10 protein-coding genes and 1 pseudogene are annotated in these 12091 nt (G+C 40.4%); 4 read left to right on the top strand and 7 right to left on the bottom strand.

What is annotated here, in order from left to right; genetic code table 11:
• Nucleotides 1–61: 61 nt before the first annotated feature.
• From FTV11_RS00680 to FTV11_RS17285, 3 genes and pseudogenes are all read right to left on the bottom strand, one after another.
• A complete protein-coding gene (locus FTV11_RS00680; RefSeq protein ID WP_180026484.1) occupies nucleotides 62–688 on the bottom strand; it encodes a transglycosylase domain-containing protein in 627 nt (208 codons plus the stop codon).
• Nucleotides 685–1290: a hypothetical protein gene (locus FTV11_RS00675; RefSeq protein WP_180026485.1), complete on the bottom strand. Its 606-nt coding sequence runs from the start codon at nucleotides 1288–1290 to the stop codon at nucleotides 685–687. Before FTV11_RS00675 ends, FTV11_RS00680 begins: the two co-directional genes overlap by 4 nt.
• A 232-nt stretch (nucleotides 1291–1522) precedes the next feature.
• Nucleotides 1523–1890, bottom strand: a pseudogene (locus FTV11_RS17285) (endonuclease domain-containing protein).
• A gap of 291 nt (nucleotides 1891–2181) precedes the next feature.
• On the opposite strand from FTV11_RS17285, the gene dhaK reads away from it, so the two are divergent.
• The 3 genes from dhaK to FTV11_RS00655 all read left to right on the top strand — a co-directional run bounded on the left by dhaK (nucleotide 2182) and on the right by FTV11_RS00655 (nucleotide 6600).
• A complete protein-coding gene (dhaK, locus tag FTV11_RS00665; RefSeq protein ID WP_180026486.1) occupies nucleotides 2182–3912 on the top strand; it encodes a dihydroxyacetone kinase subunit DhaK in 1731 nt (576 codons plus the stop codon).
• Nucleotides 3913–4134: 222 nt separating this feature from the next.
• Nucleotides 4135–4812, top strand: a complete 678-nt coding sequence (locus FTV11_RS00660) for a DUF421 domain-containing protein (RefSeq protein WP_180026487.1) — start codon at nucleotides 4135–4137, stop codon at nucleotides 4810–4812.
• Nucleotides 4813–5412: 600 nt separating this feature from the next.
• Entirely contained in the window at nucleotides 5413–6600 is a 1188-nt protein-coding gene (locus FTV11_RS00655; protein ID WP_180073217.1) for an ammonium transporter, read from the top strand.
• Between the two features lie 75 nt (nucleotides 6601–6675).
• Here FTV11_RS00655 and FTV11_RS00650 read toward each other — a convergent pair whose 3' ends face one another.
• Nucleotides 6676–7374, bottom strand: a complete 699-nt coding sequence (locus tag FTV11_RS00650; protein WP_180073216.1) for an HAD family hydrolase — start codon at nucleotides 7372–7374, stop codon at nucleotides 6676–6678.
• Nucleotides 7375–7546: 172 nt separating this feature from the next.
• On the opposite strand from FTV11_RS00650, the gene FTV11_RS00645 reads away from it, so the two are divergent.
• Nucleotides 7547–8254 carry a phosphatase PAP2 family protein gene (locus tag FTV11_RS00645; protein ID WP_180055360.1) on the top strand — a complete coding sequence of 236 codons (708 nt, stop codon included), beginning with the start codon at nucleotides 7547–7549 and terminating at the stop codon, nucleotides 8252–8254.
• Nucleotides 8255–8300: 46 nt separating this feature from the next.
• Here FTV11_RS00645 and FTV11_RS00640 read toward each other — a convergent pair whose 3' ends face one another.
• Genes FTV11_RS00640 through FTV11_RS00630 form a run of 3 tightly spaced genes read right to left on the bottom strand, consistent with a single transcriptional unit; the run spans nucleotide 8301 to nucleotide 11982 of the window.
• On the bottom strand, nucleotides 8301–9620 hold the full coding sequence (locus FTV11_RS00640; protein WP_180055359.1) for an ATP-binding protein: 1320 nt from the start codon (nucleotides 9618–9620) through the stop codon (nucleotides 8301–8303).
• Between the two features lie 19 nt (nucleotides 9621–9639).
• Nucleotides 9640–10308, bottom strand: coding sequence for a response regulator transcription factor (locus tag FTV11_RS00635; RefSeq protein WP_180073215.1), 669 nt, complete (start codon nucleotides 10306–10308; stop codon nucleotides 9640–9642).
• Between the two features lie 3 nt (nucleotides 10309–10311).
• Nucleotides 10312–11982, bottom strand: coding sequence for a phosphoethanolamine transferase (locus FTV11_RS00630; protein ID WP_180073214.1), 1671 nt, complete (start codon nucleotides 11980–11982; stop codon nucleotides 10312–10314).
• Nucleotides 11983–12091: the final 109 nt, after the last annotated feature.

Here is a 12091-nt window from a genome sequence, read left to right as displayed (position 1 = left end):
CCCCCTTTTTCAAAGGGGGACTTTCGCGTATCAATTTAATTACGTGACAGCTCCTCCCTTTTTAAAGGGAGGCTGGGAGGGATTTTTTAGCCAATTTACAAGAAATATTAGTAACTCTTATTTTCATTTTAAATAACCATAAACCTTTATGTTTTAATGGTTCGGGATATTTTAGTCTAGCAACTATTTCTATCTTTTCGATAGTGCTCAACTGTGAATATTTTTTATGTTCTCTTCTTAAATATTTATCTATTCCATTCAATCCTGAACCCAAAAATGCAATTTTAAGATAGGCAGTTGCTATGTGTTTATGACTATATTTTCTACAAATTAAAATAGACAATAATTGTTCACGAAATTTTCTAATCCATGTTCGCTCATACCTTTCAGTAATTACTCTGACATATTGTTGAGCCACTGTACTTGCTCCTTGAAATTCATTTTTAAACTTTGTGCAGTAAATAGCACGAAGCATTGCATAATGATCTATTCCAAAATGCATTGAAAATCTATGGTCTTCAGCAAGGAATAAAATATTGAGTGTTTCATCATCTACGAACTGATAAATACTATCTAAATGAACTTCACATTTCTTGAAATCAGAATTTATTTCATCAAAGTTTAGAATTTGAAATAACTTAGCTACAAAATAAAATGGAATGGTTGCTAAGAAATAAAGTGCCCTCATACTTTACCTTTGATTTCAGCAATAGATTGGGGAAATGGTTCTTTAGATAACCAAACTTTTCCTTTTTGATCAGCAACCATTGAATAAAAATCACCTTCAAACTTAGTTGCTTTACGATCACTAAAAAAGATGAAATTTTTCCTTAATTCAAATCTGCAATAAATTGTTGATTGTCTCCGCTCTCCATATTCAGTTGCATGTAAAGTTAATATATCTGGACCAAAAATATTTTTTTGAATTGACCCTTCTATTTGTGCTCTAGCACGATGTTTACCAGTATATTTAAGGACATGTCGGCTATGCGTAAAACGTTTTCCATAAGTAGAATCTTCATAAATTTTTTCAGAGGCTCCTCGAATATTATTCCCCTCTAATCTCAAAAATAAATTATGTTGTAATTCCATATTTTCATAGGGTCTATATGCTGTTTTCTCAGTTTTAGATCTCAAATACCATTTTCCTGAAAAGTCTGGTATTCCTAAAACCCGTTCTCTAACCCAGAAGAAAAGACCAGCAATAATGATTGCTGCAAAAACTGCTTCTAATACATCCCCACATGCAAAATCCTTAATTAATACATCCAAAAGTTCAATTTCACTCATTTTTAAGATTTTTATAAAGAAATTGATTCATTTTATATAAAACATAAAGTCTTTTAAAGGAAAAACTCTATAAAAAACAATCAACTTATCTAGAAAACCATGAGATTAATTACCTTTATATTTCTATTTTTTCTTATAATCCCTCCTAATCTCCCTTTGAAAAAGGGAGGAACTACGCGAATCCACAATGGCAATCAAATTCGTGTGAAGTCCCTCTTTCTTAAAGAGGGATTTAGGGAGATTCTTTCAGACAATACCGATAAATCACTTCCACCACATCATCAATCTGCGCCATTACCTGCCCATTATCAAACCTCGGCACTTTTAGCCCAAGCTGAGCCAAAGCTTCATCTCGAATTCGATCTGCCTCTAATTCTTCAGGCGAAAAGTGCTGACTACCATCGCACTAAAGCCTACATTCAAGCCCTCACCCCAGCCCTCTCCCAAAGGGAGAGGGAGCACCATCTAATTTAATAATCAGGTTAATTCAATAGTGAAAGTTCCCTCTCCTCTCAGGAGAGGGTTAGGGAGAGGTAAATCAGTCATGTTATTGCGTAAATCACGCGAGGCTTGTTTTAAATTTTTATTGTAGGGTTTCATTTTATTCTTCTATTTTAATATTTTTAATCCCTCCTAACCTCCCTTTAAAAAAGGGAGGGACTATCACGTAATTCATTTAATCACATGAAAAAGTCCCCCTTTGTAAAAGGTGAGAAGCGTAGCTTCGCAAGAGAGGGATTCTATCGAAGAATATATACAACTGAGACGTCAATTTTCCACCACACTCATCGATCAACTGCCCTTTTTTACACTTTTATGTCAGACACCACGCCAATTTCCTTATAATAATCACTTTAGATCTCCCCAAATTCATAACCCATTGGTGCATTAATGAAAAAACTCATGAACGGTGCAGAAAACATCGTAATTGAAATGTGCAAAGGCTTTGTTCTTGCGCATCCTGAACTCGCATTTAACGAGTCACACAAAATCATTTCACGCAAAGAAAAGCACAACAACGTGGCATTGATCAGTGGTGGTGGTAGCGGTCATGAACCTGCCCATGCAGGCTTTGTCGGCACAGGCATGTTAGACGCTGCTGTGTGCGGAGACGTATTTGCATCTCCGTCGCAAATTCAGGTTTATAAAGCCTTACAGCAAGTCGCAACTGACAAAGGCGTGCTGATGATCATCAAAAACTATTCTGGCGATATGATGAATTTCCAGAATGGCGCAGCCCTTGCGACTGAAGACGGCATTAAAGTTGACTATGTAAAAGTGGCAGATGACATTGCGGTTAAAGACAGCCTATATACAGTCGGTCGTCGTGGTGTTGCAGGCACAGTATTTGTACATAAGATTGCAGGCGCAGCAGCATCAAAAGGCTTAGAACTTGCAGACGTAAAAGCGATTGCTCAAAAAGCTGCAGACAACGTCATTAGCCTTGGTTTTGCTTATAGCTCATGTACTGTTCCAGCCAAAGGCACGCCAACGTTTACTTTGACTGATGACGAAATGGAATATGGCGTCGGCATTCACGGTGAACCCGGCATCCGTCGTGAAAAAATATTGCCTTCTAAAAAAATGGCACAGCGCATCGTGGATGATTTATTCCTCGACCGTCCAGACATGAAAGAAGTTGCAGTCTTGGTCAATGGCTTTGGTAGCACACCGCTGCAAGAGTTGTATGTCTTTAACCATGATGTATGCGAACACCTTGCACGTAAAGGCATCAAAATTTACCGCACATTTGTCGGCAACTACATGACCAGTATCGACATGAATGGTGCATCTGTGTCCTTGCTTGCTGTCGATGATGAATTGAAAACCTACCTCGATGCAGCAGCCAATACCCCTGCATTTAAAATGGATGGTTCAGCAGCACAGCCTTTAACTTTTGTGTCCAAAGATTCTTCAGCCGAAGCTGTAGTAAACACCCAAGTTGAAACACAGCCTGAACATGCGGTGATTAGCAATGAGCAATTCACCATCGAAAACATGCGCTATGTGGTGGATGTGATGTCTGCCTGTATCATTAGAAATGAAGTGCCATTCTGTGAGCTGGACGCGCATGCTGGTGACGGCGACTTCGGTATGAGCGTGGCGAAAGGCTTTAAGCAATTAAAACGTGAATGGCAAAGTCTGATTCAAGCGCAGCAGATGGATGAATTCATGCTGAACTGCTCAATGATCATTATGGAACATTGTGGTGGCGCGTCTGGCCCAATCTGGGGTTCAGCATTCCGTGCGGCAGCGAAATCAATTCAAGGCAAATCAGTTTTAACTGTCGCTGATTTTGCCGAGATGCTGCAAGCAGCGGTCAAAGGCATTCAAACTACAGGTGAGCGTTCATTTGGACGCGGCGCAGTGGTGGGTGATAAAACCCTGATTGATGCACTTGTACCATGCGCAGATTCTTGGTCTGCCCATACCGATAAATCCTTTAAAGAAAACTTTGTACTTGGTGCAAAAGCGGCGGTTCAAGGCGCTGAAAAGACCAAAGAAATCGTAGCGCGTATGGGACGTGCGGGAACTGTAGGCGACCGTAGTCTTGGCTATCCAGATGCTGGCGCACATGGTTTAGGTGTAATCTTTACGGATATTGCAGAACATATTAAATAACTGAGCATCTTTAAAAATTGCCAGACCACATCAAAAGCATCGATTCGTCGGTGCTTTTTTATGACTATTTTAAAGCACTTTTTTTATCAAATATCTCATGCATACAATACCCTTAGCATGAAATCCATTTTCAAATAATGCTTAAAAATTAACACAATTGAGCTGCTTTATCGCCCAGCGCTTTGCTAAGTTAAAACACATAACGATTAAAAAGGATGAGACATGGATATCACTCAAATTTTCATCCATGACACGACATGGAGCTTTGCTGCTGAAGTTATCTTACGCAGCATCATTATGTTCGTTTTAATTATCGTTTTTTTACGCCTTACAGGGAAACGTGGCGTTCGTCAGTTGTCTATTTTTGAGGTCGCGATCTTACTCGCTTTAGGCTCAATTGCTGGCGATCCGATGTTTGATGAGGAACTCCCCATCTTACAAGCTCTCATCGTGATGACGGTGGTGATTGGTTTATACCGCGTAATCACTTGGCTAATGATGAAATACCAACCCTTTGAAGATTTAATTGAAGGCAAAGCCCTCTACATTGTGGAAGATGGTGAATTGGTTTTAGAAAAGATTAAACAAGGTAAAATGTCACATGATGAATTCTTCTCTGAAATGCGTCAGCAAAATGTTGAGCATCTAGGACAAGTTCGAGTTGGTTTATTAGAAAGTGATGGCAAGTTTAGTATTCTGTTTTACCCACCTGAACAAGTGCGTTATGGACTGCCACTATTTCCGAAACCCTATAAAGCGGTTCGAGATATCAAAATGCATCAGCTGTATGCCTGTACGCACTGTGGCAAAACCATGTACATTCACGGTGCTCAGGATACCTGCCCGCGCTGCGGATGTTGTGGCTGGGCTGAAGCGATTAATACACAGCGTTTAGCTTAAGCATTCAAGGCTTAAACTTAAAATTCTGTGCCTCTTCAATTAAACACGTCATCAAATACAGTCAGACCCAACGACCATCACCTCAAACCCACCCTTCAATGTTTTATTCGCCATCTAAAAGTGCAGCAGCAGAGATTTCATGGGTTAATATCTGTGCATCATTTCAATTCAGGCAAGACATCAAGCTTTCATCTTTTAAAGACCCCAAGATGCTCAGACAGACTCCCAAAAATGTATCATTCGTCAATTTTCAGTTTCATTCTCGCGCTAACATCTATCAATCAGATAAAAATACAAAATAATGAATTGCCCTGAATTAACTCAGAAATGGCGCTATTTGTTTTTCATTTTTTAAACAGATTCAAAAAACATAGTTTTTCACTTAATAATCATTCATTTAATTTTGTCATTGCAAATCACCATTGCACTATTTTAGTGCATTGTTGTCATACTCATGCAAGTCTTTGCTTTATATCGAGTCTTCTACATTTTTTAGTTTTTTTAATCAAAATTTCCCTCTCTCACTCCTCTTTTCGAAATTATTCCGCTCGATATACTGAACTTCTTTTCGTGAACTAGCGCACTAAACTGGAACACCTTATGCAAAATATAGATCTCCTCTTTCTCCTTCTTGGTGCAGTCTTGGTTCTTGCCATGCATGCTGGCTTTGCATTTTTAGAATTAGGTACAGTACGACATAAAAATCAGGTCAATGCGCTGAGTAAAATTTTGACTGACTTTTCTATTTCCGCAATTGCATACTTTTTTGTGGGTTATTACATCTCTTATGGTCAGCATTTTTTCCATATTGGGGACACTTTAGCAGCCGATCATGGCTACAACTTAATGCGTTGTTTCTTCCTGCTGACTTTTGCCGCAGCCATTCCAGCGATTATTTCTGGTGGTATTGCTGAACGTGCAAAAATGCGGACTCAAGCGATTGCCACATTATTATTGGTCGCTTTGGTCTATCCATTTTTTGAAGGCATGGCATGGAATGGTAATTTTGGATTACAAGCTTGGTTAGAACGTACATTTGGCGCAGCCTTTCATGACTTTGCAGGTTCGGTCGTGGTACATGCGATGGGTGGTTGGATCGCTTTGGCTGCGGTGCTTTTACTTGGCGCACGTCATGGACGCTATAAAAAAGACGGTCGTATCAGCGCTCACCCGCCTTCAAGTATTCCATTCCTTGCCTTAGGTTCTTGGATTTTAATCGTTGGTTGGTTTGGCTTTAATGTGATGAGTGCGCAACGTTTGGATGCCATTTCAGGACTGGTTGCGATTAACTCTCTCATGGCAATGGTAGGCGGTACGCTTGCAGCAAACTTTATGGGTAAAAATGACCCCGGTTTCTTACATAATGGTCCCTTAGCAGGTTTGGTTGCAATCTGCGCAGGCTCAGATGTGGTTCATCCTGTTGGTGCGTTGATTATTGGGGCTATCGCAGGTCTGATCTTTGTCAAACTATTTACATACACTCAAAACAAACTCAAAGTTGATGATGTACTCGGCGTTTGGCCACTACATGGTGTCTGTGGTGCTTTCGGTGGCATTGCAGTGGGTGTATTTGGACAAAAATGGTTGGGCGGTTTAGGCGATATTTCAATGATCTCCCAATGTATCGGTACGCTGCTGGCGATCGTGATTGCATTGGCAGGTGGTTTCATCGTTTATGGTCTACTCAAAGTCACAATGGGCATTCGCTTAGATCAAGAAGAAGAATTCCGTGGTGCAGACTTAAGTATTCACCGTATTTCGGCAAACTCTGAAGAAAACATGTTCTAAACAGCACAATCTAAAGCGGCATTTATGCCGCTTTTTTTACCCTGAACTTCGCTTAAAGCTTGAGTTTAAATCACCTTATTTTAGAAAATCTAAGACCTGATCCAAATGCTGAATTTTATTCGGAATGCTGTGCTGTTGTTCTGCACTTAAAGCATGAAAGCCTTCAAGCAATACAGCAGACATCCCTGCTTGGCTCGCACCATAAATATCATTGACAGGATGATCACCAATAAATAAACACTCGGTTTCCGTCACGCCCAACTCACGACAACTATGCTGAAATATTTCAACTTTGGGCTTACTGATCCCTGCACTTTCCGAGCTAATGATCTGATCAAAATACGATGCAAATCCCAGTCCATTTAATATGTTCAGGCGTGTGGCATGTCCTCCATTTGACACCACAGCCAATTTATACTGCTGTTGTTTTAGTTGCTGCAGCAAGGTCAAAGCCCCAGGCATCGCCACGGCAAACTGACCAAAGTGCTGAAACCAAAATTGTGTGAGCTCATCAAAATCGGGTTGATGTATCCAATCCAGCTCCGTTTGTAGACCATAAGCGACAGATGCCCCAATACTCGGATGAGTAAGGAATTCTTTTTTCGGATATCCCCCATTATCTATACGATTAATAATACGTTTAATCTGTACAAGGTCTACCTCCACCAGCGTCGACTGATAAGACTCGGCTAAATACTGCGTATACGCCTGAACGCTGTGATCTCGATGAGTCAAAGTATTATCTAAATCAAAAAGGACTGCACGTATGCTCATAAATCTTTATTACTGAGTTTTCAAAAACTTTAACACAATGCCCGTTTTGCTTTATGCACCTTCTTCACTATCGATATCAATACAGTTCAAATAGCCGATTAAGTCTGATTTAAGTTTTGTGGTTTCAAATAGCAGCATTCAAACAAAATAATTTCAGCACATCACACAACTTATGCTCTCGAACCGTTCCTTTTTATTACGACAAGCGCTGCTGCTCACACTCAGTTTGGTTGGCCTCCTTTATGTTTTCCCCGTCGGTGGTTCGCTCGACCAAGCTTTTATTCAGCCTTGGGTCGACCTACATGGTAGTTTTCCTCATCGTAATGATTGGGCACTTGCTGTGCTGAACCATCGCTATATCAAGAATATCGTCATAGGCGTTTATGTTCTCTATATCGCAGCATGGATATGCAGTTTTAAATATCCTCATCTGAAAGCACGCAAGTTTGAATTCGGTTATTTTATCGTAGTGGCTCTACTCAGCACGGCAATTATTGGTTTGCTCAAATCACAATCTGCGCATGCCTGCCCTTGGAATATGACCGTCGCCACAGCCCAAGGCTTTTCTTGGGATTTTTCAGCACGCCAAGGACACTGCTTCCCCGGTGGCCATGCTGCGACTGGTTTTGCCCTAATTACGGGATATTTTGTTTATCGAATACATCGACCTGCCCGTGCTTACTTCTTTTTATCTGCTGGGCTGATTTTAGGATTTGCTTTTGGCTGGGCGCAAATGATGCGGGGTGCGCATTTTCTGAGTCATAACCTTTGGACAGCATGGATCATTTGGGCATTTAATTGTGTCATGTATGTGTTGTTTTCTCGCCATCTCACTACATCAACTACGCAGCAAAACAGCAAAGCATTTACATGGATCTAATCTTTAAGTATCTAAATTGAGCTTGATCCGAAAATGATTGAGTCACTCATGATTCACTGAATGGGATCTGTAAACTCACTTTCAGACCACCTAGTGTTTCACTTTGAGAAAACTCCAATTCCGCACCGATATGTTTTGCGGCTTTATCCACGATCGCTAGCCCTAAACCACTTCCAATTTCTTCATGATTATAAATTCGATAAAAGCGTTTTCGAATTTGCTCATATAAAGCTGGGTCGATGCCAGGCCCACTATCTTCAACCTTTACAACCGCCTGCCCCGCATGTTCAAAGACGGAGACATTAATCATGCCCTGTGCAGGGGTATATTTAATGGCATTATCAATCAAATTAAAAATGATTGAATGTACCGTTGGCTCAAGACTATATAAGGCAATGCTTTGTTGTTGCTCCATGCCAAGGTCAATATCTTTTTGCATGGCCAAATGCACCAGTTGCTCCACGCAATTGGTTGCGACTTGCTTAAGATCAAAATGTTGTTTGCGCTCAAGTTCAAAGACCGAGGCATCTTGTTTTGCCAAACTCAATAATTGACTGACCAAATGCTGAATACGAATTAAACCTTTACTCAAATTTTGTAGAGCGTCATCTTGTGGAAATTTTTGTAGCAAAATCTGCATTTGCAAATTCAGTGCGGTAATTGGGGTCCGTAACTCATGCGCTGCGTCGGCAATAAACTGGCGTTGTTCCTGCTGTGACAATGAAATTCGTTCAAACAACTGGTTCATTTCAATGATAGTCGGTGCAATTTCCTCTGGATACGGCATTTGAGAGATTGGAGAAAGTTCAAAGGCATCCCGTTTTGCCAGTTCTTTTTTAAATTTTTCCAGTGGGTTTAAACTGCGTTGAATCAACCATCCCAAAGCGATTAATGCAAAAGGTATAAAAACCAAATAGGGAATAAACATGCTACTAGCCAATTCTGCTGCAAGATGCTGCCGAACCGACTCTTGCTGACTGACCTGAATTTGCCGATCTGCGAGTGGCAAAATATAGGTATGCCACTCATCCTGTTGGGTACTGTGTGTATAAAAACCGGCTTTGGGCTGAGGCGCGACCAATAATTTTAATTGATGAGTTTGATGTGCATTGGACTGATAAGTCCACACATCAACAAATAAATCTTCTTCGTGATAACGCTTATGTTGATCAAATTCACTGCGAATGGGCTGCGGATCATGCTCTGCAACACGTTCCGCCAAATTTTGCATTTGCGCATCTAAAATTTCATTAATTTCTTCAAGTGCAATTCGATAAGCTGAAAACACCAAAAGACAGCCCAAAAGCATACTGAAAACAGACACATAAATAATTAGTCTCTTTTTCAGAGAATAAGGCTGCTGCATGGTCGATAATTCCTTTGCCTTAACCGAGTCGATAACCTAAACCACGAATGGTGCGAATAAAATCTTTGTCTAATTTTGTTCTGAGATGATGCACATACACTTCAATAGTATTACTGCTGATATCACTATCAAAATCATAAAGCTGATCTTCTAAATTGGCTTTCGAAAAAATCTTATTCGGATGTGTCACTAGTGGAATCAATATGGCCCATTCACGGTTAGATAAATCAACATATTGCCCCTTATAGCGTGCAAGATGCTGCTCAATATCTAAAATCAATTCACCATGTTTTAAAATTTTCTGTGGTGCTTCGACTGAACTCAGTCCTGTGCGTCGAAGGAGCGCATGAATCCGTGCAAGTAATTCATCAAACTCATAAGGCTTAATCAGATAGTCGTCTGCCCCATGGTTTAATCCATCTACACGATTTTGTAATTGATCACGTGCCGAGATGATTAATACCGGCAATTTGGGCTGTATTTGACGAATTTGTTTCAGGACTTGCATACCATCCATCATCGGCAAACCTAGATCTAGCAAGACGATATCAATCCCCCCTTGCATTATGAGCTTTAAGCCATCGATGCCATTATTCACCCACTCGACTTCAAACTGTTGATAATTCAACAAGGTTTTAGTCGATTCGGCAATCATGAAATCATCTTCAATAATAAGTATTTTGTGCATGGCTTAAGTCCTGCGCTGTACTGAAGTACATTGTTGCAACATATTGTTTTTTTCATCAATCACTTGAGTCTGCACATCGAGCAAACTCAATAGCGATGGAAATAGATTATCCTGACTTAATTTTTGGCTTTTTTGGGCCATTAAACAAGTATATTGCGCTGAATTATTTTTTTGCCAAGCCGGTGAAAACCACATCAACATCGGCACATGCGTTTGCTGTGACGGTGCAATTGCATATGGAGAACCGTGTAAATACAAACCATGCTCACCTGTCGACTCGCCATGATCGGACAAATACCACAGTCCTGTTTGATAGTTGTCAGCCACTTTTAAAGTGTTAATCAATTTACTCAGTACATGGTCGGTATAGACAATACTGTTGTCATAACTATTTATTAATTCTGTCGAGCTACATCCCTGTATGGCATTGCTATTACAGGTTGGCTTAAATTTTTGAAACGCTGCGGTACTTCGTTTGAAATAAGCAGGGCCATGACTGCCCATTTGGTGTAATACAATTAAACGAGGTGTCTGATCTGCTTTGGGAATCGAAGCCAAATATGCCTTCAAACCATCCACTAAGATTTCATCATGACATTCGCCATCGGCATCACACCACTTTTTCTTCAATGCTTCAGGAAATTCATATTTTTCAACACGTGTGCATGTACCCTTACAGCCTGAATTATTATCTAGCCACGTCACCTTATAGCCTGCACGCTGTGCAATATCGAGTAAACCTTCGCGATGACTTGCAAGCTGTTCGTCATATTCGGTTCTCGGCATGCCCGAGAACATACAAGGAACAGACACAGCGGTTGCGGTGCCACATGAACTGACTTGGCTAAAATTGATAATATTTTGCTGACTGAGTTCAGGATTGGTATTTTTAGCATAGCCATTGAGTGAAAAACTTTCCGCGCGCGCAGTTTCACCAACCACTAAGACCATCAATTTTGGTAAGCTTTTGGCGCTTACGTTTTCAACCATATGTGCATCTTCACCATAGATCAACAATGGCAAATTCTGTTTCGGTGCTTTTTTGTGATAATAGGAAAATGTCGAAGCGATACTGTTTTGTGGTGAGAGCATGCCTTTTAAGTCACGATGCTCACGAAAGATCGCTGCATAATCAACAAAATAAACAAACAGCAAAGCACCCATGAGGATGAGCGACAGCACTATATGTAGACCCTTTTTGGTTACCACCGTGCTTAGGGCTTCTTTATGCAGTGGCAAAAGCCAGATCAATAGCACTGGCAAAATAACCAGTCCAAAGACCCAGATAAAAAATTGTGGCGAGATTAAATCCTGCACTTCCTTTACATCTGTTTGCATCATGTTCTGCACTTGGTCAGATGTAATGGTCACGCCTAAACTATTGACAAAATAAGCACTCAAGCCACCAATGATCAGCAAAACACTCGCCAAAAGTTTTGAGTTCCATCGCCATTGCAGGAGTTGCATCAGCACATTATAAAGTGCCACTACCACCAGTACGGTTGCCGCTAAAAATAGTCCGGCCTTCAGCCCCGTATAAGGCGTGAGCTGCTGGATTTGCTGATAAAACGTAAGGTTCAAAACCACCCCAAGCCATAAGGCAAGCACGAGGTTAAATTGACTTAAACTAAGTCTTGGAATTTTTTGCTGTATTTTAGCTATGACCTGAAGCATATTGGCATCAATTATTGATCTTTGATGCCCTAATCTAAAAATTCAAACTTAAAAATCACTTAAAACTGATCAAAACCATGCAAGAAAAATAAAAAAAGGCGATGTAAAA

Source organism: Acinetobacter sp. YH12231 (assembly GCF_013417755.1).
GTDB classification, from domain to species: Bacteria; Pseudomonadota; Gammaproteobacteria; order Pseudomonadales; family Moraxellaceae; genus Acinetobacter; species Acinetobacter amyesii.
The sequence above is the reverse complement of the archived record's forward strand: the minus strand, read 5'-3'. Positions and strand labels throughout refer to the sequence as shown.

Excerpts from the sequence above, each read along its gene's own strand:
- FTV11_RS00630 (WP_180073214.1), bottom strand. The coding sequence starts at position 11,982 with ATGCTTCAGGTCATAGCTAAAATACAGCAAAAAATTCCAAGACTTAGT.
- FTV11_RS00635 (WP_180073215.1), bottom strand. The coding sequence starts at position 10,308 with ATGCACAAAATACTTATTATTGAAGATGATTTCATGATTGCCGAATCG.
- FTV11_RS00675 (WP_180026485.1), bottom strand. The coding sequence starts at position 1,290 with ATGAGTGAAATTGAACTTTTGGATGTATTAATTAAGGATTTTGCATGT.
- FTV11_RS00660 (WP_180026487.1), top strand. The coding sequence starts at position 4,135 with ATGGATATCACTCAAATTTTCATCCATGACACGACATGGAGCTTTGCT.
- FTV11_RS00655 (WP_180073217.1), top strand. The coding sequence starts at position 5,413 with ATGCAAAATATAGATCTCCTCTTTCTCCTTCTTGGTGCAGTCTTGGTT.
- dhaK (WP_180026486.1), top strand. The coding sequence starts at position 2,182 with ATGAAAAAACTCATGAACGGTGCAGAAAACATCGTAATTGAAATGTGC.
- FTV11_RS00640 (WP_180055359.1), bottom strand. The coding sequence starts at position 9,620 with ATGCAGCAGCCTTATTCTCTGAAAAAGAGACTAATTATTTATGTGTCT.
- FTV11_RS00645 (WP_180055360.1), top strand. The coding sequence starts at position 7,547 with ATGCTCTCGAACCGTTCCTTTTTATTACGACAAGCGCTGCTGCTCACA.
- FTV11_RS00650 (WP_180073216.1), bottom strand. The coding sequence starts at position 7,374 with ATGAGCATACGTGCAGTCCTTTTTGATTTAGATAATACTTTGACTCAT.
- FTV11_RS00680 (WP_180026484.1), bottom strand. The coding sequence starts at position 688 with ATGAGGGCACTTTATTTCTTAGCAACCATTCCATTTTATTTTGTAGCT.